The organism is Bradyrhizobium sp. (assembly GCF_047605465.1).
GTDB lineage: Bacteria > Pseudomonadota > Alphaproteobacteria > Rhizobiales > Xanthobacteraceae > Bradyrhizobium.
On record NZ_JASGFS010000008.1, the window covers coordinates 64,441 to 84,522 of the forward strand.

A 20,082-nucleotide genomic window follows, 5' to 3' on the forward strand; every position below is an offset into this window, starting at 1 on the left:
GGCACGCTTCGCTTTGCCCAACCCTACGGGGTCTCGGCAAGCCGCCTAGGCCGCGCCCAGCCCCAGCTTCGCATAGATGCGCCGTGCATAGGCGCCGAACGTGTCCGTCGTCTTCAGCGGCAGGTCGCGCGGGAAGGGCAGCTCGATCGGGAAATAGTCGGCCATCCTTGCGGGCCCTGCGGTCAGCACCGCGCAATGCGAGGACAGGAACACGGCCTCCTGGATCGAGTGCGTGACGAAGATGATGGTCTTGCCGCTCTCGCGCCAGATGCGCAGCATCTCAAGATTCATCTGCTCACGTGTCAGCGCATCCAGCGCGCCGAACGGCTCGTCCATCAGGATCAGTTTGGGGTCGTGGACGAAAGCGCGTGCGATCGCGGTGCGCTGCTGCATGCCGCCGGAGAGCTGCTGCGGATATTTCTGCTCGTAGCCGGCCAGCCCGACGAGATTGAGCAGGTCGCGTGCCCGCTCGCGCGCGGCCTTCATCGGCAGGCCGACGATTTCGGCGGGCAACAGCACGTTGTCGAGGATGGTGCGCCATTTCAGCAGCAGCGCCTGCTGGAACACCATGCCGATGTCGCGGGTCGGATCGAACGGGCTTTGCGCATTGCCGATCTTCACGCTGCCGCCGTCGGCGCCGTGCAGGCCCGCCAGGATCTTCATCACGGTCGTCTTGCCGCAGCCGGACGGGCCGACCAGCGAGACGAGCTCGCCTTCCTGCACGTCTATGGTGACGTCGGAGACCGCGAGAAACTCGGCGCCGCCGGAGCGATAGACCTTGCGGACGCCGCGCAGGCTGATGAAGGGCTCTGCCGTCATGCCAGCCATTTGTCCAGATTGGCGGCCACGAAGGCATCGTCGCCGAGGTCGGCATGCTCGCGGCAGACGCGGTCGATCTCGTCCTTCTGGCCGGGGCTGAGCCCTTCGTTCGGATCGAGGCACCACAGACCCTTCATCAGGCCCTGACGCCGCAGCACTTCGTGGCAACCGGCGATGCAGCCGTGGAAATTGTTGGCGACGTCGAAGAACGCGCTGTTGCAGTCGGTGACGCGGGCATCGAGCGCGAGCAGGTCGGCGGGCACGCTGTCCTTGTGGCGCGCGGCCTTGCAGCGCTCGAACTGCTTGATCGCGCTCGCGGTCCAGACCGACCAGTGGCCGAGCAGGCCGCCCTTGAAATAGGTGCGGGTGGTGACGCCCTTGTCGCGCAGGTCGAACGGCAAGGTGAGGTCGAGCAGGATGTGATCGTCATTGCCGGTGTAGAGCGCGACGCGGTCGAGCGCACCGGCCGCGGCGACACCGCGCAGCACGTCGAGCGTCCGGTAGCGGTTGAACGGCGCGATCTTGATCGCGATCACATTGTCGATCGCGGCGAAGCGCTGCCAGAACCGGCTGGACAGGTTGACCCCGCCGACGGCCGGCTGAAGATAGAATCCGACCAGCGGAATTTCGGCGGCGACGGAGGTGCAGTGCGCGATGATCTCGTCCTCGGAGGCGGTCTTCATCGCGGCGAGGCTGAGCAGGCCGGCGTGATAGCCGATGTCGCGCGCGGTGCGCGCTTCGGCGGTCGCCTGCGCGGTCGGACCGGCAAGGCCTGCAACCATCGCCAGCGGACGCCTGGTCCAGCTTGCGGCGGTCTCGGCGGCGAGCTCCAGCACGGGGCGGTAGAGGCCGACGTCGCGGATCGCGAATTGCGTGGTGTGCACGCCGACCGCAAGGCCGCCCGAGCCCGCGTCGATGTAGTAACGCGTCAGCGCGCGCTGGTGCGTCTTGTCAAGCCGGCGCTCGGCGGTCAGGGCGAGGGGATGCGCGGGCATCACCGTGCCGTCGGCGATCAGCTTGCGGACGTCGCTGTTGATCTGGCTGTGGTGCATGATGTCCTATCCGAATTCAGGGCCGGCGACGGCGAACGGCAACTCCCCGCCGGTGGCTGAGGCGGGGCCGAACCGCATGCGCTGGAACGGTCGCTCGATCGTCCAGCCCGATGCGGTCAATCCTTCCAGGAACGCGCCTTGCGATGCGACGGCGTCGATCAACAGCGGTCCGTTCTCCGATCGTACGATCGTATTGATCATGGTGAGTGCGCCGGCGCTGTCGTCTGCGAACAGCGGACCGACGTGGCGGGCGGTTCGGCCATCGCGGACGAGCGCGATGGCGCCGCCTTCGGAGACGATGCGTGAGCCGGGCCGTTCGGCGAAGGCGGTGAGGAGCACCGTTCGATCGAGGCCCGTCGCCCGCCGGTCGCGCGCGCAGAGGGCCTCAACGGGGGCGGACGAAGGCGCGGGTGTCGCGGCCGGGGTGGATGTCACCAGCTTCAGCCGGCGCAATTGCAGCGTCGGGGTGAAGCCGAGCGGCCCGTAGACGGCGGCACCGGCGGGGGTCGCGTCGAGCCAGCTCGTCAGGCCACGTTTCCTGGCCACTTCCAGGCAGGCATCGACGAGTTGCGTCGCGAGGCCACGGCGTCGATGGCTCGCCGTCACCAGCACCATGCTGATCCAGGCATTGTTGCCGGGATAGGGCAACAGCGCCGCCGTCGCGACCAGCACCCTGCCGTCGCGAATGCCGAGCACGGTGCCCTCGCGCAGGAAGACCAGCCAGTCGGCCCCGGTCTGATTCCAGTGGGCTTCGGTCGACAGCAGCAGGCCGGCCGCGGCATCCTCGGCGCCGAGCTGGATGATGCGCGCGCCGTCAGTATCGACCATCGCGCACCTCGTATTTGGTGGGCTTGCCGAAGCTCGGCATGGCGCGGGAAACCCAGTCCGCAGTCCAGGCGATCAACTGCTCGGTGTCGATGACGGGCTCGCCGAACAGGCCGACCGCCAGCGAGGTGTCGGTCAGCCACGCCGTCGTCTGCTCCTGGCCGACCAGCACCGGCGCGCGGCCGAACCTTGCGCCGAACTTCGCCGCGAGATCGCGCACCGCGAGGATCTCGTGGCCGCTGACATTGATCGGCGATGTCGGTGTCGTGCAATGCGCGAGGCAACGCAGCGCCTGCGATGCCGCATCGCCCTGCCAGATGAAATTGACGTGGCCGATGCTGACGTCGATCGGCGCCCCGGTGAGCACCTTGGTCGCAATGTCGTGCGCCACGCCGTAGCGCATGTCGATGGCATAGTTCAGCCGGAACAGACGTCCCGGCGTTCCGAGCTTGCGCGAGAAATATTCGAACATGCGCTCGCGGCCGACGCACGACTGGGCGTATTCGCCGGGCGGGTTCGGCGCCATGTCCTCGGTCGAGCCTTTGCCGTCGACCGGCACGAACGGATAGACGCAGCCGGTCGAGAACGCCACGATCCGGGACGAGGGGAAAGCTTGCGCGATCAGCGCCGGGACATGGGCGTTCATCGCCCAGGTCAACGACAGATCGCCTTCGGCGCCGAACTTGCGGCCGGCCATGAAGACGATGTTGGGGGCTTTTGGCAGCGCCTGGATCGCGCGGTCGTCCATCAGGTCGCAGCTGATGGTCTCGACGCCGCGCGCGTGCAGCCAGTCCTTGACCTCGGGGTCGCTGAAGCGCGCCACGCCGATGACGCGCCGGTCCGGCACCGCCGCCTTGGCAAGTCCGGCTAGCGTCGGACCCATCTTGCCGGCGACGCCGAGGATCATGATGTCGCCGTCGGTCTTCTTGAGGTCGTCGATCAGCGCCTGGCTCGGCCGGCACAGGAGATCGTCGAGGGCTGCGATGTCCGGGATCGTCTTCGGCAGTGTCTGGCGGGTGAGCAACATGGGGCGTTCCTTGTCGTTGGGTCTGCCGTTTTCAGGATTGTCTGGCATCGCCGACCACGAACATGCGTTCGAGGACGAGGACGAGGCCGTAAAGAGCAACGCCAAGCAAGGTCAGCAGCACGACGGCCATCACCATCGCGGGCGTGTCGAGCGACGACTGCACCTGGATCATGAGGTAGCCGAGGCCGCGTTCGGAGGCGATGAACTCGCCGACGATGGCGCCGGCCACCGCGAGGATGGCGCCGACCTTCATGCCGGAGAACACGTAGGGCAGCGATCCCGGCAGTTGGATCTTGCGGAACAGCGTCCAGCGCGAGCCGCGCAGCGATTTGACGAGATCGAGCAGGTCGGGCTCGACCTCGCGCAGGCCGCGCGCGGTCGTGAGCAGGATCGGGAAGAAGCAGATGCTGAACGCGATCAGGATGTTCGGCACGATCCCGTAGGAGAACCAGACGATGAAGAGCGGGCCGAGCGCGACCTTCGGGATCATGTTCAGCGTCACGAACAGCGGCAGCAGGACGAGGCTGAGCAGCGGCGCCCAGCTGAAGATCACGGCGAGCGCCACGCCGACGACGGCGCCGAGCGCGAAGCCGCCGGCGATCTCGACCGCGGTCACCAGCGTGTTCACGCCCCAGGCATAGCCGGCGGTTCCGAGCGTCTGCACCGTTGCGAGCGGAGAGGGCAGGATGAACTTCGGCACGTGGAAGGCATCGACCGCGACCTGCCAGAGCACGAGCACGGCGAGATGAACGATCAGGATGATCGCAAAGCTGCGCGAGGTGCGTGCGCCGTCTCCTGCCACCGGTTGCTCCCTGTTGCGGGCGGCACCCTTGCCGCCGCGGTCAGCCTAACCGGCCTTGCGGAAAGTTTCAACCAGTTGGTTGATTAGGCCGGAGCGAATGCAGCACGAGGTCGGTGACGTGCCTGCGGCGGATGCGCCGCTGGGCCTGGGCCGACAGGTCCTTGCCGAAGATCGCCGAGAGCGTCGGCGTGTTGGAGAAGAAGAAATAGCTGAGGCCGGCGATGGAGATATAGAGCTGGACCGGATCGACGCCCCTGCGGAAGATCCCCGACCGCACGCCCTCGTTGAGGATGTGGGAGAGGCTCCGGACCAGGGGCGAGTGCATCGCCTCGAGCCGCGTCGAGCCGCGGACGTGGCGGGCGCCGCCGCGGTTCTCGTCGTTCAGAAGCACGATGAAATCGGGGTTTGCCGCAAGGTGATCGAAGGACGCCTCGATCAGTTTCCGGATCGCCTTCTCCGGCGGAAGGCCTTCGAGGTTGAGCCCGCGCTCCTGCTCGCGGATGTCCTCATAGACCCATTCGAGCACGGCCAGGTAGAGTGCGTCCTTGTCGCCGAAGTAATGGTAGACGAGCTGCTTGTTGACGCCCGCGCGCTCGGCGATCTCGTCGACGCGGGCACCGGCGAAGCCGTGCCTGGCAAACTCCAGGCGTGCCGCGGTCAGCAGTTTCTTGCGGGTGGCGACGGGGTCACGGCGCTGCGGCGCGGTGTCACCTGAACGTTTTGCGGGCATTTCCAACCAAACAGTTGACAATTGCAGGACGGGCTTGTTGCATTGGTATCCTCACAAGGGAAGAGCGACAAGCCGGGTCGCTGGAATCAGGAGAGAAACGATGAAGCGTTTGCAGGCGACAGGCTCGGCACTTGGTTCAGCTCTCGGGTCGGCTGTCGGCTCGGCCCTCGGCTCGGCGCTGGTCCTGGCCGCGACGTTCGGCCTGCCGGCAGCACCTGCGCGCGCCGGCGAGGCGGTCAACCTGATCCTGAACTGGACGCCCACGGCCGATCATTCGCCGTTCTACTACGCCAAGGCGCAAGGCTGGTACGAGAAGGCGGGCATCGATCTCACCATCGAGGTCGGCAAGGGCTCCGGCGTCTCCGCCGCCAAGGTCGGCTCCGGCGGTTCGCCCTTCGGCATCGCCGATCTCGCCACCATGCTGGTGGCGAAGAGCAAGGGCGCCGACGACGTCGCGTTGATGAGCATCTACGCGAATACCGGCCAGACCTTCTATTGGCTGAAGAGCTACGGCGTGAACGGCGTGAAGGATTTTCCGGGCCACAAGATCGGCAATCCGCCGGGCGACGCCTCGCGCGTGATGTGGCCGGCCTTCGCCAAGGCCGCCGGCATCGGCCCGGACTCCGTCAGCTTCGTCAACATCGGACCGACCGCGAAGATCGCGGCGCTCAAGAGCCATACCGTCGACATCATCAGCGATTTCTACAACGAGCACGACCTCAAGGCGATCGAGTTCGGCGCCGACCTCGGCTACGTCAACTGGAAGGATATCGGGCTCAATCCTTACGGCAATTCGCTGATCGTCAACGGGGCGTATCTCCAGAAGAACCCGAAGCTCGTCGAGGATTTCGTGCGCGTCACGCAGAAGGCGTTCGCGGCCTGCGTCGCCGATGCGGCGCCATGCCTGAAGGCGCTGCTCGAGCAGGTCTCCGGCCTCGACAAGGAGAACCAGGAGCGCCAGTGGGAGCGCATCAAATATCTGATGACGGACGAGTTCACGACCACCAAGTCGCTCGGCTGGATCGACGGCGAGCGGATGAAGAAGGACTACGACCTGGTCCAGACCTATCTCGGCATGGAGAAGCCGTTCGACGTCACCACGGCGTTCACGACCAAGATGCTCGACCCCGCCATCAAGATGGATGCGAGCAAGGTCAAGAAGTAGGGCGCCGCTACGCCGTGAGAGAGAGGCGGCGAGCCGGTCCCTCACGGAAGGTCTGTGACCGCGGGGGCGGTTCAGCGCAGATTGATCGTGATGCCGCCGAGCCCAAGCGAGGCTTCGAAACCGGCCTGAACGCCGCGCAGTTCCAGGACGACGCCGCGCGCATTCTGCAGCCGTGCGACCTTGACGCCGCCCACGATCGCGATGCCCGCGCCGGCCGCCTGATAGGCCCCTTCGATATCCGAGGGGCTGCGCAGATTGTAGACGACGCCGTTGTACTTCGCCTCGGCGATGCCGATCGTGCCGAGCCCGATACCGCCGACGTCGAAGGGATAGCTGTGTCCCGCGTAATTCAGGACGCCCTTGCCGCCGCCGCCGCCGATGATGAAGCCGGCCTTGAAGACGGACAGGCGAACGGTGCCTGTCCCCGCATCGGCCTTGGTCGATAGGCCCCCGGTGAGGGCTGTTGCCATCGCAGCCGCAATCGCCAGCCGTCCAAAGTTTTGCCACAAGTTTGACACTTGGTTCTCCCCTATGAAGACGAGCAACTCAATCTTAGGCAGCAACCGTTAAGCTGAACAAGCCTGGATTTCGAGGGGCGCGGGGCGAGGCCGTTTCGGCTCGCCGCGGACGTCGTGGGGTGTGTCGCCGTTTCCTCGGCGGCTGGTAAAAGCGTAGGCGTCGGGTGATCAGGACAAACTATCCCGGGAAAGCGATCCTGCTGGCGGTCCTCGTCGCGCCCCTGCTGAGCAGTTGTGCGGGCCGGCCGTCGCAGGGCGTGCTGGTGCCGACCGCGCAGGCCGCCCCCGTCGCGGGTGCCTCGCTCGTCCCGATCTACGCGGTGACGAACCGACAGCGATCGACGACGGATCCCGGCGAGATGTTCAGCGGAGAGCGATCCGACGCGCTCTCCTATGCCGCCATCACCGTTTCCATTCCACCCGATGCGACGCGAAAAGCCGGAGAGGTGCAGTGGCCGACGAGCCTGCCCGGCGATCCGCAGAAGGATTTCACGACGGCGGCCGCCGACTATATCGACCAGTCTCGCCTGGCGGCCTCGATCGCCGCGGCGGCCAAGCAATCCGGGCACGGCAAGGTGCTGGTGTTCGTGCACGGCTTCAACAACCGCTTCGACGATGCGGTGTACCGGTTCGCCCAGATCGTGCACGATTCCGGCGTCCCGGTGATCCCCGTGCTGTTCACCTGGCCCTCGCGCGGCGAATTGCGGCTGCGCGCCTACACCTATGACCGCGAGAGCGCCAATTTCTCACGTGATGCGCTGGAAAACCTGCTGAACGCGCTGGACGGCTACCCCTCGGTCAGCGAGGTTTATGTGCTCGCGCACTCCATGGGCAACTGGATCGCGCTGGAAGCGCTTCGCAGCCGCGCCATTCGTGCGGGCACCGCGCTGTCGAAGCGCAGCAAGCTCAGGAACGTGATGCTGGTTGCGCCCGACGTCGATGTCGACGTGTTCAGGTCGCAGCTTCAGCGCATGGGCCCGGCCAGGCCGCCGATTTCGCTGTTCGTGTCGCGGGACGACGGCGCGCTCGCCTTGTCGAAGACGATCTGGGGCGACGTGCCCCGGCTGGGTGATATCGATCCGAACGCGGCGCCTTACCGCGAGGAACTGGCGCGCGACCGCATCGACGTCTTCGACCTGACCCGGCTGGCCGTGCCCGGGGACGACGCGCACGATCGCGCCTTCGAGCAGGTCACTTCGGTGGTGGGCATGATCCGGGAGCGGATGGCGAAGGGGCAGGTGCTCAGCGACGAGCGCACGCCGGCCAATCCGCTCGAGCGGCTCGCGCAGTAACGTTTTCCGATCCATTGGGCGCCACGCGCCTGAGCCGAAACGACGGTTCGTCCATCCGGGCACGCCGCGCGTGCTGCCGCGTGCGGGGCAGGGCGCAACCAGGGCGCCGTCCGCCCGGAGCAGCCTATACGGCCTCAAGAGGGAGTTAACCCGCCGTTAACCATATCCGCCGCATCGTTAACCATTCAATAACAGGGACGAGTCGGCCGCCATGGAGGCAGCAGTAAAACCTCAACGCCAGATGGTGCGGCTCCGCGGCCGGTCCTACGTCGCGTTCGTGTTTGTGCCGACGGTTCCGATCCAGGACTGGCTTCAGGAGATCGATGCCACCATCGCGCGCTCGCCCGGCTTCTTCGTCGGCAGGCCTGTCGTCATCGACCTCTCGTCGGTCGATCTCAGCCAATCCGGCATCGGCCATCTGCTCACCAGTCTTCAGGATCGCAACATCCGCGTGCTCGGGATCGAGGGCGTGGAGGAGGCGCGGTTGACCCCGATGATGCCGCCGCTGCTGTCCGGCGGACGCAGCTGCGTGGTCGAGCCCAGCGCGCCCAAGAAGGCTGAAGCGAAGACCGCGACCAAGCCGCCGACCTCGCTCCTGCTCGAAAGCCCCGTGCGCTCGGGACAGACGGTGATCTTCCCCGACGGTGATGTGACCATTCTCGGATCGGTCGGCTCCGGCGCCGAGGTCGTCGCCGGCGGCTCCATCCACATCTACGGCGCGCTGCGCGGCCGCGCCATGGCGGGCGTGAACGGGCACACGAGCGCTCGCATCTATTGCCAGAAGATCGAAGCCGAACTGCTTGCAATCGATGGATTTTACCAGACCGCGGACGATATCGACGAAGCCTTGCGCGGCCGGCCGGCTCAGGCCTGGCTGCAAGGCAACACCATGCGAATTACAGCGCTGAACTGACCAGAAGGAGATTTCAGAAATGGCCAAGGTACTGGTCGTGACATCAGGGAAGGGCGGTGTCGGCAAGACGACGACGACCGCCGCGCTGGGGGCCGCCCTCGCGCAGCGCGGCGACAAGGTCGTGGTCGTCGATTTCGACGTCGGCCTGCGCAACCTCGACCTCGTCATGGGGGCCGAACGCCGCGTGGTGTTCGACCTGATCAACGTGGTGCAGGGCGTCGCCAAGCTGCCGCAGGCCCTGATCCGCGACAAGCGGCTGGAGAACCTCTGGCTGCTGCCGGCATCCCAGACCCGCGACAAGGACGCGCTCACGGAAGAGGGCGTTGGCAAGGTCATCGCCGACCTGCGCAGCCGCTTCGACTGGGTCATCTGCGACAGTCCCGCCGGGATCGAGCGCGGCGCCTCCATGGCGATGCGCTTTGCCGACGAGGCCGTGATCGTCACCAATCCGGAAGTGTCGTCGGTGCGCGATTCCGACCGCATCATCGGCATGCTGGATTCGAAAACGGTGCGCGCCGAGAAGGGCGAGCGGGTCGAGAAGCACATCCTCATCACCCGTTACGATCCCTCCCGCGCGGCGCGCGGCGAGATGCTGACCATCGACGACATCCTCGAAATCCTGGCAACGCCCTTGCTGGGCATCATTCCCGAGAGCCAGGACGTGCTGCGCGCCTCCAACGTCGGCACGCCCGTGACGCTGTCGAATGCGGACGGCGCACCGGCGCGGGCCTATAGCGACGCGGCGCGGCGGCTGTGCGGCGATACCGTGCCGATGCAGGTGCCGACCGAACGCAAGGGGTTCATGGATCGTCTGCTGCGACGGAGGGCTGCATGAGCATGGGTCTGCTTCGGCTTCTCCGCGGCAACAAGGCGTCTGCACCGGTCGCGCGCGAACGGCTGCAGATCCTGCTTGCCCATGAACGTGGACTGCGTGGACAGCCCGATCTGCTCGGCGTGCTGCGCGAGGAAATTCTCGCCGTCGTCTCCAAGCATGTGATGCTGGATCCGACCAAGGTCATCGTCCGGCTCGAGCGCGGCGACGAGGTCTCGACCCTGGAGGTCGACATCGAGGTGCCCAACGATTTCGAACGCAAGCGCGCGGCGGCCGGGTAGATCCGGTCGACGACATCCGGTTTGGGGTGGGTGAGAAGGCGGTCCGCGGGGCATAGCGGGCCGCCTTCGTCGTATTGGCGGCGCGCCAAATCACGCTTTCGCCCGATTTCGTCTCGACGCTGGATTGTCATCGAAAGACGATACGCGTGTTGCTGGTCAGCGAAGGGAATGCCGTCATGCCGTCGGGAGAGTCGATTCATCAACGTGTGACGGCCGCGCTTCTGGCTGCCACGATCGCCGCAGCGCCTTCCATCTCAATGGCTTGCACGCGACTCGTCTACCACGGTGTCAACGGCCAGGTGATCACGGCGCGCTCGATGGACTGGAAGAGTGACGTCGCGACCAATCTCTGGATCTTCCCGCGGGGGATGGCGCGCACGGGCGAGGTCGGGCCGAATTCGCTGAAATGGACGTCGAAATACGGCAGCGTGATCGCGTCGGGCTACGACATCTCGACGACCGACGGGCTCAACGAAGCCGGGTTGATGGCCAACGTGCTGTGGCTTGTGGAGTCGGAGTATCCAAAGTTCGACCAGACCAAGCCGGGCCTGACCATTGCCGCCTGGGCGCAATACGTGCTCGACAGTTTCGCGACCGTGCAGGAGGCCGTCGACACGCTCGCGAAGGAGCCGTTCACGATCGTCACCGACAACGTGCCCGGCGAGAAGCGGCTGGCGACGCTGCATCTGTCGTTGTCGGATGCGAGCGGCGACAGCGCGATCATCGAGTACATCGGGGGCAAGCAGGTCATCCATCACGGCCGCCAGTATCAGGTGATGACGAACTCGCCGACCTTCGACGAGCAGCTCGCGCTCAATTCCTATTGGAAACAGATCGGCGGCACCGTCTTCCTGCCGGGGACCAACCGTGCATCCGATCGATTTGCCCGTGCGTCGTTCTACGTCAACGCGATCCCGAAGGACGAGAATCCCGACCGCGCGCTCGCCAGCGTGTTCAGCGTGATCCGAAATGCGTCGGTGCCGTTCGGCATCAACACGCCGGACGAGCCGAACATCTCGTCGACCCGCTGGCGCACGGTCGCCGATCACAAGCGGAAGCTCTATTTCTTCGAATCCGTGCTGACGCCGAACACGTTCTGGGTCGATCTCAAGAAGATCGACTTCTCGCCGCAAGGCGGCAAGGTGAAGAAGCTCGATCTCGGCCCCGATCAGGATCACACCTTCGCCGGCGATGCGACCGCGAATTTTCGTGACGCCGAACCATTCAAATTCCTGGGCCTGCCGATGTGATCGGCGCTGGACGGAACGGGATCTGCGTTCAGGCCGTTAAGTCAGACCGCGGCCGCAGCCGATCCATGCGCCGCGATTCTTTCAAACGGGAGAGCGCTCATGATGTCCGAGGTGCAGGTGCATACTGTCGCGCGGCAGATGCTGGAACAGCATGGTTTTGCTGCGATTGCGAAGGCTGCCGAACAGGCGCAGGCCTGCGAAGGCCGAGGCGAGTCCGAGGACGCCAAGGAATGGCGTCACATCGCGGACGCCATGAAGATCATGCGCGGGCCGCATCAGGGCTGATCACCGTCGGTTCGGTGCGGTTCCCTTTGCGTGGACGCTCCGCTCAGCGCTCGTCCTGGTCGGCGTGCTGAATAGCGGGCTTGTTCTGCGTCTGGCTCTGAGAGCGTTCGCCCGTTTCCTTGCAGGGAAGCGGCTCCCACGATCCGTCCGGCGCCTGCTGATAGGCGCTGCAGGAGGACGAGGTCGATTTGTCCTCGCCCTTTTGGACATCGGGGTTCCTCGCCATGGCAGGGGCGGCCAGAAACGGGCCGGCTGCGAGCGTTGCGGCGAGGATGAAGTGCGTGATCCGCATCGGGGTCTCCTAGTTCGAAAACGCCCGTATGCTCGCGAGGAATGTGACGATTATTGGCCGATGCAGCGGTTCCATCACGGTGTGCTTAACACCGCGATCTAGCCGCCCGTGCTGCGGATCAGGCCGGCGAGATTGGTCTTCTGGCTTTCGCACCAGGCGGGCATGCCGAGGCGACGCTGGTCGAGATCGGTCGACTGCGTCGCAACCGCAACCTCCATCATGAGGTCATCGTCCTGTTTCTTACCCATCTTCCCGCCAGTGTGCATATAGGCGATCGCCTTGCGCACCTTCTCGGTGGTGCCGTCCGGCAGATGCATCTGCTGCGCCTTCTCCAGGAGATCCTGATAGACGACATCCGTGTTGGGGCATTCGACCTTGGCGGCGAAGGCTTGCAGAACCAACGTCACGTAGGTCGATCGCGGCTCTGCCGCGGGGGTGGGAGCGGCAAGCAGCAACAGGCCGGCCGTCAGCAAACCGTAGCGCATCCTTGGCACCTCCCGGATTTTTCAGGAGGCTAGCGCCCGGTGGGCGGCTCCGCAATGGTAGGCGGGGTGATGGCCGTTCATCCACAAGGCGCACGATGCGCGTATCGGCAGATGATTGCCGGTCGGACGTTGCGGATGTTTCGCAATCCGCCATGACGCATCGCGGCTCGGATACGGCCGGCGGCTAGCGTTGCCAGGCCGGCACGGGATCGAGCGGCGTGCGATAGAGCTCGTTGTGATCGCGGTCGGTGACGCGCACCGCGCAACCTTTGCTCTGCAGCTCCGGCTTGACCTGCGACAGTTCGTTCGCCAGTTGATCGGCGCGATCGGAGGCGACCTCGAGATCCTCGAGGATGATGCCGCCCTGGTTCTTGAACTCTTCACCGACCACGAGATCGAAGTAGTAGTAAGGCATCAGAATTCCCCGGTGTGACGACCAAGTCTTCAACGGACAAAGTCTTCAAAGGAAGTCTCAACGTGTGCCTGATGGTATCACTGAGTCGATCTTTCTCGAATGAACGGGCCGCGCAATCTCTGAGCTTATGGCGCAAAAATCATGTGCAGCCAGCGAGCGCGTTAGGATTCTATTAAATATGTCGGCGCGATCCTCAGGCATCGAATTGCAACAGAACCGGGCTCCGGGAACCGGCAGTTGCAAGAGAAGGCCGGCGGCATAGATCCCGACGGCCTTTTCTCTTGTCGCGAGTTTCCCGATACGAGGCGGTCGACGTCGCGGCCACCGTAATCGTCCGGTCTCAACGCCATCACATCGACTCGGTCAGCTTGCGCGTCGCGGCGTCGGCGATCGCAGGTTCGTGCCGTCCTGCGATGACGGTCAGCGCACCGGCATCGGCGGACGCACGACAGGTCCGTCGTCATCGGCGACGGCTTGCGACGTCACCGCGGCGGGCGGCGGGACGGCGACAGTCTGCGAGGTCTGCGGAGCCGCGGCAATCGGCGGCGGAGCATAAGTTTGCGCTGGTGGATAGCTCGGCACATAGGCTTGCGACGCGGTCGGCTTCGGTTTGCGAACCGGTGGCCGCGGCGGCAGCGCGGAGACTCGCGCACGCGGATCGACCGGCCGCGCTTCCGCCCTCGGCGCGGGCGGCTTTGCCATCTCGCGCGCCATCTGCTCCTGGCCGGCCTTGAGTTCGGCGATGTTGGCCTTGAGCTGTTCGATCTGCTGCGCCATCGCCGCGAGATCCTGCGTCATGGATTGCAGCGATTGCGTTGCGTCGGGGGCCGTTGCGGGTGACGCGGTGGCAACATCCTGAGGCGGCGGTGCCGCCGGCGCCGCTGCCGTTGCCGGCTGTGCGGTGGTTGCGTCTGCCGCAGCCTGCGGGGCTGCTTGCGCGGCCGCCACGGGCGTCGTCTGCGACGTCGAGGGCAGGAGCGACGTCACCGCCGGCATCAACTCGGCAAGCGTCTGCTTGGCCGTGTCGCCATGCTTCTCCCAGGCGAAGGTCGCCGCGACGCCGCCGCCGGCGAACAGCATCGTGACGAACGCGCCGCGCAGCAGCTTGCCGAGCGGTGATCGCTGCCGGCGCCCATGAACATCGCTGGCGGCCGCACGCACGGCGGTATCGACCGAAGAAGCCGTCACGGGCGCCTCGATGACGCTGATGCGCGGCTCGGGGCGGCTTGCGATCTCCGGCGCCAGCGTCGGCGTATCGGCGCCGGCGCGCGAGGCCAGCACGATCTCAGGCGAGATCTGGACCGCGTCGTGCGGATCGTTGTCCTTGACCGTGTCCTTCACGATCTCATCGACGATTTGCTTGCTGTTCAGCGTCGCGAGCATCGCAGCTCCTTTGAAGCCTTGGTTTTGAAGCCTTGGTCGTCCGCATTGGCGCGAGCCGATCGATTGAATGGGCCCATCCCGAACCCGATGCCGCACGAGTCCAGTCGGGTTTGACCAAAGCAAGGCGAGGGGGTGGAGACTGTGCGACCGTCTTCTGCCGTCTGTGGCGATGGAACCGTTCCATGAACACGCTCCCGTGTTCGATGCTGCCTTGTTTTCAGCACGATTTGGGCAGCATGTGGCTCCGCTGGGGGTGTTCCTCATCCGCTATCGGGGGCCGGCGGTGCCAAGATCTCATTTCGCTGTTCTCGTTGCTGCGTTGCTGCCGCTCGGCGGTTGCATGCAGACAACGCTTTCGCCGTCGACCGACGCGAGCATGACGCCGCGCGATCGGCAATTGCTGGCGCACGCCCCTTACGCGCAAGCGAACGTGCCCGAGCAATATCTCCGTCACATCGTCGATTATTCGCGCAAGGAGCAGCCGGGTACGATCCTGGTCGATACCGATGCGCGCTATCTCTATTACGTGCTGCCCGAGGGCAAGGCGATCCGCTACGGCGTCGCAGTCGGCGAAGAAGCGATGGCTTTCTCCGGCGTGGCGCGGGTCGGGCGTCTGGCGGAGTGGCCGGACTGGGTTCCGACGCCGGAAATCCAGGCCCGGCTCGGGCCGTATCCCGCACGCGTGGCGGGTGGTCCCGCCAATCCGCTCGGCGCGCGGGGCATCTATCTCTACGCCGGCAACAAGGACACGCTCTACCGCATCCACGGCACCAACCAGCCCGAATATATCGGGCAGGCGATCTCGTCGGGCTGCATCCGCATGCGCAACGAGGACGTGATCGATCTGTTCGACCGGGTGAAGCTCAATGCGACGGTCGTGGTGCTGCCGCCCGGTCAGAGCGCGAATGCCGAGACGCGCGCCAGCTGGCGCGGATGAAGCGAGCGTTGCGGGCCTGAGCCCCGGGAAGCGCCGCTTGCGGACAATTTTATCCATTGTCTTGCGCGCTCCGTAATGCTTCGCGCCTAGCGTGCGGCCAGCAAGGGGTTGCACGCATGTATCTCGTCAAGAACTCGCCGCGCGCGCTGCTCGCCGCGCTGATTCCGCTGGCCGTGGTGGAAGCGGTATTGATGGCGCTCGCTGTCGCGGGCGGGCAGGTGACCGATCCCGTTGGCGTGCCGGCCCCGGATCAGATCCTCGTGTTGTATGCCGGCCGCATGGCGATGAATGCGGCCCTGCTGTTTGCCGGCCATCTCGTCTTGCGGCAATGGGCGGTCTCCAGCCGTCTTGCCTATGGTTTCATGGGCGGCGTCATGGCCGCAGTGAGTTACGGCATCGCGATCCGCAACCATATTCAGCTGGTGTCGCCCGGCGACGGCACAGTGGTGACGATCGGCCTGCTGCCGACGATCGCGGGGATGATCAGCGGATTTCTCTACGGCCAGTTCGCCGGCCTGAGCCCGGTTGCGGCTGTGGCTGGCGGAACGGCCCCGGCAAATGCGGCTGACAAGTCGGCGCCGCCGCTCGTGTTCGACGGACCGGTCCGGGTTCGCACGTCGCTTGCGGGCATCGCAATCGCGGCCGTCATGCCGGCGGTGCTGGCGACGTTGCTGCCTTACACGTTGTTGCCGGTGTTGATGCACGGTTTTGAGGACAAGAGCACGGCGCATATTTTCGCGACGCTCATCCCGGTGCAGACGTTCCTGACCATGCTGGCGATTTCGGTCGTGCCCTCGAGCATCTTCATGCTCTGTATCCACCACATCGCACGGGCCATGGGCAGGCGGAGCGCGCTGGAATATGCGCTGATCGCAGGCGTCGCGGCCTTCGGCTGCGTCATGCTGCTCGGATTGGTCGTGCCGCTGCTCTCTCTCCTGCTGGTTCCGGCGACATTCTGTGGCGCCATGATGGGCGCGCTTTACCGTCGCTTCGCCGGCATCGAGCCGGTCCCGTTGCCGGAGATGGTGATCGCCAGCGATCCCAATGCACTGGTCGGGGCCGATCATGCGTCGCGCCATCAGCACGGCGTCATCCTCGGCAACTGACGCCGGGAACGGGACGATGAAAGAGTTCGCGGCGCTCGGCGCGGGCTACTGATCGCGCCGGTCGCCGCGCTCCATTTCGCGACCGGTCCCGTCGTGGTGAAGCAGGATATAAGGCGCTCCAGGCGGGCGCGGGTGTGCCGACGTTCAGGCCTTCGCTGCCGGACGGACGCGGGGAATAGGTCAGGGCGGTCGACCGATCCCGAAGCAGCAAAAGGTGAACTGCTTCACAGGCGTTTTATCGCGATTGCGCTATGCCTCGATGGCTCGTTGCCGTCGGAGGCATCATGCAAAAGATCTCTTATCCATTGAACGAACGCGACCGCCGCATTGTTCGGATGTGGCGGCTTGGGGCCCTGTGTTTCTATGGATCGATCCTGGCGGGAACGCTGCTCTACGCAGCGCTGCACTGGGGGCAGGAGGTCGATTATGCCTCGGTGGAGCCCACGGCTCACGCGAAGATGGTCAGCCCGCCGGCCGTGCATGCACGCACGCCGGTTTCACACTAGTCTTCGGGCCGCGCCACACGCCATTGCATCGTGGTGGCAAGGCCGTTGACTTCTCCGGGCGCCTTGTCGGCGGGCGACGTGTAGAGCGGGCGATAGCGGTAGGCCCACATCTTGCTGCCGTCGTTGCGGTTGATCACGGTGAAATCGCCGATGGCCTTCGCATCGGTCGTCGCGGCCAGCGGGACCCAGCTCTCGGCGCATTTGTCGTTGCAGTTCGACGTTTTGCCGCTGGTGTCGCGTTCGTAATAATAGAGCGTCATGCCCTTGAGATCGACGAGCTTCGGGCCCTGCTTGGTCAGGACCACCTTTGCCGGCGCGGTCGTGGCCTCGGGCTTCGGCGGCGGTGGCGCATCGCCGCCGCCATGCCCGTTCGCGAGCGCGTGGCCGGTCGAAAGCGCGATGACCGCGGCTGTGATGACGACCCTGAACATCCGAAACTCCCGAGCGGCAAAGTTAATCGCGCATTAAACGCCGAACGGGCGTGACGCTAGCAGCCGAAAGTTAGCTCCGGGTTTCGCAGAACTGCGACAATTACGTACACGGGCACCAGGCTACGCCTGCACATCGCGCAGCGGCGCGCGGCTGAGCTCGTTGCCCGCGGCGATGGCCTTGCGCAACAGCCGCATCAGGTCATCGCCTTCCTTCTGGCTCAGGCCGCGCAACATCAGGCGCTGAGCGGATTCGACGGCCGGCGTGATCTTGCGCAAGGTGCGGCGACCCTCGTCGGTGATGTCGAGCTCGCGGGCGCGGCGGTCGCGGCTCGAGGCGCTGCGGATCGCAAGACCCTTCTGCACGAGACGATCGACCACGCCGGTGATGGTGGTGCGGTCGTAGGCGATCAGTCCGGCGAGCGTGACCTGGTCGAGCCCGGGATTGGCCTTGATCGTCGCAAGCGCGGCGTACTGCACGGGCGTGAGATCGAAGCCGGCGTCGCCCACCTCGGCGAGGAACACCGCCACGGCGATCTGCTGGAACCGGCGGGCGAGATGCCCGGGCATGTCGTTGTTGTCTTTCACCGAATTCTCCTCGATGCCGGGAGGGGCGGGGATCATTGACAAGTATACTGATAGTCAGCATACTGAGCAATATCCAAACAGAACGTTGCCGGGAGAGGTGCTCATGCAATTCCATCTCAATGGATTCCAGCCGGGCGACCCCGAGATCTCCGATCCCGCCGAGCGCATTCAGCCTTCGGGGGCCGCCGGTGCGGTGCCTGAAGAGGTGGACGTGCTCATCGTCGGTTGCGGCCCGGCCGGCCTGACGCTCGCCGCCCAGCTCGCGCAATTCGCCGACATCAAGACCTGCATCGTCGAACAGAAGCCGGGCCGCCTGCTGGTCGGCCAGGCCGACGGTGTGGCCTGCCGCACCATGGAGATGTTTCACGCCTACGGCTTCAGCGAGCGCGTGCTGAAGGAGGCCTATTGGGTCAACGAGACGACGTTCTGGAAGCCGAACGAGCAGGCGCCGGACAGGATCGTGCGCAGCGGCCGCGTGCAGGACGTCGAGGACGGACTGTCCGAATTCCCGCACGTCATCCTCAACCAGGCCCGCATTCACGACGGCTTTCTCGACGTCATGCGCAAAGCTCCCGCCAAGCTCGAGCCTCACTACGGCCGACGTCTGCTCGATGTGGAGGTGGATTCCGCCGCAGCACCCGACGATCACGCGGTGACCGTGCGGCTCGAACGGGTCGACGCAGGAAACGAAGGCAAGGTCGAGACCATCAAGGCGCGCTACGTCGTCGGCTGCGACGGCGCCCGCAGCACGGTGCGCAAGTCGATCGGCCGCGAATTGCATGGCGATTCCGCCAACCACGCCTGGGGCGTGATGGACATCCTGGCGGTGACCGATTTTCCGGACGTCCGTTTCAAGGTCCTGATCCAGTCCGCGAAGGACGGCAGTCTGCTCATCATCCCGCGCGAGGGCGGCTACATGATCCGCCTCTATGTCGAGCTCGCCAAGCTCGATGTCGGCGAGCGCGTCGCCAACCGCAACATCACCGCCGAGGACGTCATCGCCAAGGCGCAGCGGATCCTGAAGCCACACATCCTCGATGTGAAGGAGATCGCGTGGTGGTCGGTCTACGAGATCGGCCAGCGCCTGACGGACAAGTTCGACGACGTGCCCGAGACCGAGATCGCGGCGCGCCTGCCGCGCATCTTCATAGCCGGCGATGCCTGTCACACTCACAGCCCGAAGGCGGGGCAGGGCATGAACGTCTCGATGCAGGACGCTTTCAATCTCGGCTGGAAGCTCGCTGCCGTGCTGCGAAAGCAGTGCGCGCCCGGCCTGCTGCATTCCTATTCGGCGGAGCGCCAGGCGGTGGCGAAGGAATTGATCGACTTCGATCGCGAATGGGCGTCGATCCTCGCGTCCGCCGCCAAGGCGGGCGGTGCAGACGCGACGAGGACGCAGGACTATTTCGTCAGGCACGGCCGCTACACCGCGGGGACGGCGACGCATTACCGGCCGTCGATCCTGACCGGCGCGACGTCGCACCAGCATCTCGCGGAAGGCCTCGTCATCGGCAAGCGCTTCCATTCCGCGCCGGTGATCCGCCTGGCGGATGCCAAGCCGGTGCATCTGGGCCATGCCGGGCAGGCCGACGGCCGTTTCCGCATCTACGCGTTTGCCCCCGCGGAAGATCCGGCGGCGGCCGGGTCCAGGATCCGCGCGCTCTGCAACTTCCTGACCGAGGCAAGAGAATCGCCGGTCCGGCGGTATACGCCCGCTGGCGCCGAGATCGACGCCGTGATCGATCTGCGCGCGGTGTTTCAACAGGATCACCGCGAGCTCGCCCTCGAGGCGATGCCGTCACTGCTGCTTCCGCGCAAGGGCCGCTACGGTCTGCGCGACTACGAGAAGGTGTTCTGTCCGGACCTCAAGGGCGGCCACGACGTTTTCGCGATGCGAGGCATCGACCGGACGGCCGGCTGCATGGTCGTGGTGCGGCCGGATCAGTATGTCGCGCAGGTGCTTCCACTCGATGATTTTGCCGGGCTTGCCGCGTATTTCGCGGAATTCATGCTGCAGATGAATTGACGGTCATTGCGCGGCCGCGCGCCGCGCCGATGAACGGCGAATGAATATCGAACCGCGCGCGGCGTCTGTCTCGATCTTTCGACTGAAGCGACCACTGCGCGCGGAACGCTCGTTCCGCTGGCGCG

At 65.5% G+C, this 20,082-nt stretch carries 24 protein-coding genes; 11 read left to right on the top strand and 13 right to left on the bottom strand.

Annotated features, from left to right (window positions below; all coding sequences use genetic code 11):
* Positions 1-45: 45 nt before the first annotated feature.
* The 6 genes from QM712_RS10185 to QM712_RS10210 all read right to left on the bottom strand — a co-directional run bounded on the left by QM712_RS10185 (position 46) and on the right by QM712_RS10210 (position 5,255).
* Entirely contained in the window at positions 46-828 is a 783-nt protein-coding gene (locus tag QM712_RS10185) for an ABC transporter ATP-binding protein (protein ID WP_415022962.1), read from the bottom strand.
* Positions 816-1,871, bottom strand: a complete 1,056-nt coding sequence (locus QM712_RS10190; RefSeq protein ID WP_415022963.1) for a dihydrodipicolinate synthase family protein — start codon at positions 1,869-1,871, stop codon at positions 816-818. Before QM712_RS10190 ends, QM712_RS10185 begins: the two co-directional genes overlap by 13 nt.
* A gap of 6 nt (positions 1,872-1,877) precedes the next feature.
* Positions 1,878-2,699: a GNAT family N-acetyltransferase gene (locus QM712_RS10195; protein WP_415022964.1), complete on the bottom strand. Its 822-nt coding sequence runs from the start codon at positions 2,697-2,699 to the stop codon at positions 1,878-1,880.
* On the bottom strand, positions 2,686-3,723 hold the full coding sequence (locus QM712_RS10200; RefSeq protein WP_415022965.1) for an NAD-dependent epimerase/dehydratase family protein: 1,038 nt from the start codon (positions 3,721-3,723) through the stop codon (positions 2,686-2,688). Before QM712_RS10200 ends, QM712_RS10195 begins: the two co-directional genes overlap by 14 nt.
* Before the next feature lie 31 nt (positions 3,724-3,754).
* Positions 3,755-4,525: an ABC transporter permease gene (locus QM712_RS10205; protein ID WP_415022966.1), complete on the bottom strand. Its 771-nt coding sequence runs from the start codon at positions 4,523-4,525 to the stop codon at positions 3,755-3,757.
* Between the two features lie 67 nt (positions 4,526-4,592).
* Positions 4,593-5,255, bottom strand: coding sequence for a TetR/AcrR family transcriptional regulator (locus tag QM712_RS10210; RefSeq protein WP_415022967.1), 663 nt, complete (start codon positions 5,253-5,255; stop codon positions 4,593-4,595).
* Between the two features lie 100 nt (positions 5,256-5,355).
* On the opposite strand from QM712_RS10210, the gene QM712_RS10215 reads away from it, so the two are divergent.
* Positions 5,356-6,420, top strand: a complete 1,065-nt coding sequence (locus QM712_RS10215; protein ID WP_415022968.1) for an ABC transporter substrate-binding protein — start codon at positions 5,356-5,358, stop codon at positions 6,418-6,420.
* 71 nt (positions 6,421-6,491) lie between these two features.
* Here QM712_RS10215 and QM712_RS10220 read toward each other — a convergent pair whose 3' ends face one another.
* Positions 6,492-6,890, bottom strand: a complete 399-nt coding sequence (locus tag QM712_RS10220; RefSeq protein WP_415022969.1) for a hypothetical protein — start codon at positions 6,888-6,890, stop codon at positions 6,492-6,494.
* A gap of 212 nt (positions 6,891-7,102) precedes the next feature.
* Between QM712_RS10220 and QM712_RS10225 the strand changes: the two genes are divergently transcribed.
* The 6 genes from QM712_RS10225 (at position 7,103) to QM712_RS10250 (ending at position 11,791) form a co-directional block, all read left to right on the top strand.
* Entirely contained in the window at positions 7,103-8,230 is a 1,128-nt protein-coding gene (locus tag QM712_RS10225; RefSeq protein ID WP_415022970.1) for an alpha/beta hydrolase, read from the top strand.
* Between the two features lie 211 nt (positions 8,231-8,441).
* Entirely contained in the window at positions 8,442-9,143 is a 702-nt protein-coding gene (minC, locus tag QM712_RS10230; protein WP_415022971.1) for a septum site-determining protein MinC, read from the top strand.
* A gap of 19 nt (positions 9,144-9,162) precedes the next feature.
* On the top strand, positions 9,163-9,978 hold the full coding sequence (gene minD, locus QM712_RS10235; protein ID WP_415022972.1) for a septum site-determining protein MinD: 816 nt from the start codon (positions 9,163-9,165) through the stop codon (positions 9,976-9,978).
* Positions 9,975-10,256, top strand: coding sequence for a cell division topological specificity factor MinE (gene minE / locus QM712_RS10240; protein ID WP_415022973.1), 282 nt, complete (start codon positions 9,975-9,977; stop codon positions 10,254-10,256). Before minD ends, minE begins: the two co-directional genes overlap by 4 nt.
* 176 nt (positions 10,257-10,432) lie before the next feature.
* The gene (locus tag QM712_RS10245) at positions 10,433-11,506 is read left to right on the top strand and encodes a linear amide C-N hydrolase (RefSeq protein WP_415022974.1); all 1,074 of its coding nucleotides are present in this window, start codon (positions 10,433-10,435) and stop codon (positions 11,504-11,506) included.
* Positions 11,507-11,605: 99 nt separating this feature from the next.
* Positions 11,606-11,791, top strand: coding sequence for a hypothetical protein (locus QM712_RS10250; RefSeq protein ID WP_415022975.1), 186 nt, complete (start codon positions 11,606-11,608; stop codon positions 11,789-11,791).
* A 43-nt stretch (positions 11,792-11,834) separates the two neighbouring features.
* Here the strand turns inward: QM712_RS10250 and QM712_RS10255 are convergent, their stop codons facing one another.
* The 4 genes from QM712_RS10255 to QM712_RS10270 form a co-directional block, all read right to left on the bottom strand.
* A complete protein-coding gene (locus QM712_RS10255) occupies positions 11,835-12,083 on the bottom strand; it encodes a hypothetical protein (protein ID WP_415022976.1) in 249 nt (82 codons plus the stop codon).
* Between the two features lie 98 nt (positions 12,084-12,181).
* Positions 12,182-12,568: a hypothetical protein gene (locus QM712_RS10260; protein ID WP_415022977.1), complete on the bottom strand. Its 387-nt coding sequence runs from the start codon at positions 12,566-12,568 to the stop codon at positions 12,182-12,184.
* Positions 12,569-12,752: 184 nt separating this feature from the next.
* The gene (locus tag QM712_RS10265) at positions 12,753-12,983 is read right to left on the bottom strand and encodes a DUF6894 family protein (RefSeq protein WP_415022978.1); all 231 of its coding nucleotides are present in this window, start codon (positions 12,981-12,983) and stop codon (positions 12,753-12,755) included.
* Between the two features lie 420 nt (positions 12,984-13,403).
* Complete coding sequence (locus tag QM712_RS10270) at positions 13,404-14,366, bottom strand: hypothetical protein (RefSeq protein WP_415022979.1); 963 nt, start codon at positions 14,364-14,366, stop codon at positions 13,404-13,406.
* 340 nt (positions 14,367-14,706) lie between these two features.
* Between QM712_RS10270 and QM712_RS10275 the strand changes: the two genes are divergently transcribed.
* From QM712_RS10275 to QM712_RS10285, 3 genes are all read left to right on the top strand, one after another.
* Complete coding sequence (locus tag QM712_RS10275) at positions 14,707-15,303, top strand: L,D-transpeptidase (RefSeq protein WP_415022980.1); 597 nt, start codon at positions 14,707-14,709, stop codon at positions 15,301-15,303.
* Between the two features lie 116 nt (positions 15,304-15,419).
* A complete protein-coding gene (locus tag QM712_RS10280) occupies positions 15,420-16,409 on the top strand; it encodes a hypothetical protein (RefSeq protein WP_415022981.1) in 990 nt (329 codons plus the stop codon).
* 284 nt (positions 16,410-16,693) lie between these two features.
* On the top strand, positions 16,694-16,915 hold the full coding sequence (locus QM712_RS10285; protein ID WP_415022982.1) for a hypothetical protein: 222 nt from the start codon (positions 16,694-16,696) through the stop codon (positions 16,913-16,915).
* On the opposite strand, the gene QM712_RS10290 is transcribed toward QM712_RS10285, so the two are convergent.
* Entirely contained in the window at positions 16,912-17,346 is a 435-nt protein-coding gene (locus QM712_RS10290) for a hypothetical protein (protein ID WP_415022983.1), read from the bottom strand. The two genes, QM712_RS10285 and QM712_RS10290, sit on opposite strands and share 4 nt — an antisense overlap.
* 120 nt (positions 17,347-17,466) lie before the next feature.
* Positions 17,467-17,931, bottom strand: a complete 465-nt coding sequence (locus QM712_RS10295; protein ID WP_415022984.1) for a MarR family winged helix-turn-helix transcriptional regulator — start codon at positions 17,929-17,931, stop codon at positions 17,467-17,469.
* Positions 17,932-18,034: 103 nt separating this feature from the next.
* Between QM712_RS10295 and QM712_RS10300 the strand changes: the two genes are divergently transcribed.
* Positions 18,035-19,957 carry an FAD-binding monooxygenase gene (locus QM712_RS10300; protein WP_415022985.1) on the top strand — a complete coding sequence of 641 codons (1,923 nt, stop codon included), beginning with the start codon at positions 18,035-18,037 and terminating at the stop codon, positions 19,955-19,957.
* The last annotated feature ends 125 nt before the right edge of the window (positions 19,958-20,082 follow it).

Bases quoted from the DNA above. Each gene is read 5' to 3' on its own strand.
- QM712_RS10185 (WP_415022962.1), bottom strand. From the start codon at position 828: ATGGCTGGCATGACGGCAGAGCCCTTCATCAGCCTGCGCGGCGTCCGC.
- QM712_RS10190 (WP_415022963.1), bottom strand. From the start codon at position 1,871: ATGCACCACAGCCAGATCAACAGCGACGTCCGCAAGCTGATCGCCGAC.
- QM712_RS10195 (WP_415022964.1), bottom strand. From the start codon at position 2,699: ATGGTCGATACTGACGGCGCGCGCATCATCCAGCTCGGCGCCGAGGAT.
- QM712_RS10200 (WP_415022965.1), bottom strand. From the start codon at position 3,723: ATGTTGCTCACCCGCCAGACACTGCCGAAGACGATCCCGGACATCGCA.
- QM712_RS10210 (WP_415022967.1), bottom strand. From the start codon at position 5,255: ATGCCCGCAAAACGTTCAGGTGACACCGCGCCGCAGCGCCGTGACCCC.
- QM712_RS10215 (WP_415022968.1), top strand. From the start codon at position 5,356: ATGAAGCGTTTGCAGGCGACAGGCTCGGCACTTGGTTCAGCTCTCGGG.
- QM712_RS10220 (WP_415022969.1), bottom strand. From the start codon at position 6,890: ATGGCAACAGCCCTCACCGGGGGCCTATCGACCAAGGCCGATGCGGGG.
- minC (WP_415022971.1), top strand. From the start codon at position 8,442: ATGGAGGCAGCAGTAAAACCTCAACGCCAGATGGTGCGGCTCCGCGGC.
- minD (WP_415022972.1), top strand. From the start codon at position 9,163: ATGGCCAAGGTACTGGTCGTGACATCAGGGAAGGGCGGTGTCGGCAAG.
- minE (WP_415022973.1), top strand. From the start codon at position 9,975: ATGAGCATGGGTCTGCTTCGGCTTCTCCGCGGCAACAAGGCGTCTGCA.
- QM712_RS10245 (WP_415022974.1), top strand. From the start codon at position 10,433: ATGCCGTCGGGAGAGTCGATTCATCAACGTGTGACGGCCGCGCTTCTG.
- QM712_RS10250 (WP_415022975.1), top strand. From the start codon at position 11,606: ATGATGTCCGAGGTGCAGGTGCATACTGTCGCGCGGCAGATGCTGGAA.
- QM712_RS10255 (WP_415022976.1), bottom strand. From the start codon at position 12,083: ATGCGGATCACGCACTTCATCCTCGCCGCAACGCTCGCAGCCGGCCCG.
- QM712_RS10260 (WP_415022977.1), bottom strand. From the start codon at position 12,568: ATGCGCTACGGTTTGCTGACGGCCGGCCTGTTGCTGCTTGCCGCTCCC.
- QM712_RS10265 (WP_415022978.1), bottom strand. From the start codon at position 12,983: ATGCCTTACTACTACTTCGATCTCGTGGTCGGTGAAGAGTTCAAGAAC.
- QM712_RS10270 (WP_415022979.1), bottom strand. From the start codon at position 14,366: ATGCTCGCGACGCTGAACAGCAAGCAAATCGTCGATGAGATCGTGAAG.
- QM712_RS10275 (WP_415022980.1), top strand. From the start codon at position 14,707: ATGCAGACAACGCTTTCGCCGTCGACCGACGCGAGCATGACGCCGCGC.
- QM712_RS10280 (WP_415022981.1), top strand. From the start codon at position 15,420: ATGTATCTCGTCAAGAACTCGCCGCGCGCGCTGCTCGCCGCGCTGATT.
- QM712_RS10285 (WP_415022982.1), top strand. From the start codon at position 16,694: ATGCAAAAGATCTCTTATCCATTGAACGAACGCGACCGCCGCATTGTT.
- QM712_RS10290 (WP_415022983.1), bottom strand. From the start codon at position 17,346: ATGTTCAGGGTCGTCATCACAGCCGCGGTCATCGCGCTTTCGACCGGC.
- QM712_RS10300 (WP_415022985.1), top strand. From the start codon at position 18,035: ATGCAATTCCATCTCAATGGATTCCAGCCGGGCGACCCCGAGATCTCC.